This window comes from Dolichospermum sp. UHCC 0259 (genome assembly GCF_009711935.1).
Classification (GTDB): Bacteria; Cyanobacteriota; Cyanobacteriia; order Cyanobacteriales; family Nostocaceae; genus Dolichospermum.
Genome location: NZ_VIKX01000047.1, coordinates 1 through 600 on the forward strand (window position 1 = coordinate 1; position 600 = coordinate 600).

Below are 600 nucleotides of genomic sequence, written 5' to 3' on the forward strand. Positions count from 1 at the left end.
TCCTTGACAAAGGTATCGTAATTGATGCTTGGGTTCGTGTTTCTTTAGTTGGTATCGAACTACTAGCAATTGAAGCTCGGATTGTTATCGCTTCCGTTGAAACCTACTTGAAATATGCAGAAGCAGTTGGTTTAACTCAATCCGCAGCAGTTCCTGCTTAATTCTTAATTAAGTAGATTTCCATAGGATAGTAGAATAACTCGAAGAGCAAAATCTGACAGTTGTTCTCTACATAATATCAATTTCACAAACAAAAATAACAAGGACTTAGAAAAATGGCAGTCGAAAAAACCAATTCTTCCTCCAGCTTGGCAGAAGTTATTGATAGAATCCTTGACAAAGGTATCGTAATTGATGCTTGGGTTCGTGTTTCTTTAGTTGGTATTGAACTACTAGCAATTGAAGCTCGGATTGTTATCGCTTCCGTTGAAACCTATTTAAAATATGCAGAAGCAGTTGGTTTAACTCAATCCGCAGCAGTTCCTGCTTAATTATTTAGCAGATTCGAGAATCAGAAGAGAATAACTATCAGATAAGAATTTTATAGTTATTCTCCCAATGGGATACAGTTCACAACAACAATGAGATAAGGTGCAAAAT

At 36.2% G+C, this 600-nt stretch carries 2 protein-coding genes; both read left to right on the forward strand.

Translation table 11 applies throughout. The annotated features are described in order from the left end of the window. Window positions 1-161: gas vesicle protein GvpJ (gene gvpJ, locus FJR05_RS03935; RefSeq protein ID WP_168642895.1), on the forward strand; the 161-nt coding region annotated here is incomplete at its 5' end. Window positions 162-275: 114 nt separating this feature from the next. After that, the gene (gene gvpA, locus FJR05_RS03940) at window positions 276-491 is read left to right on the forward strand and encodes a gas vesicle structural protein GvpA (protein ID WP_015080752.1); all 216 of its coding nucleotides are present in this window, start codon (window positions 276-278) and stop codon (window positions 489-491) included. The last annotated feature ends 109 nt before the right edge of the window (window positions 492-600 follow it).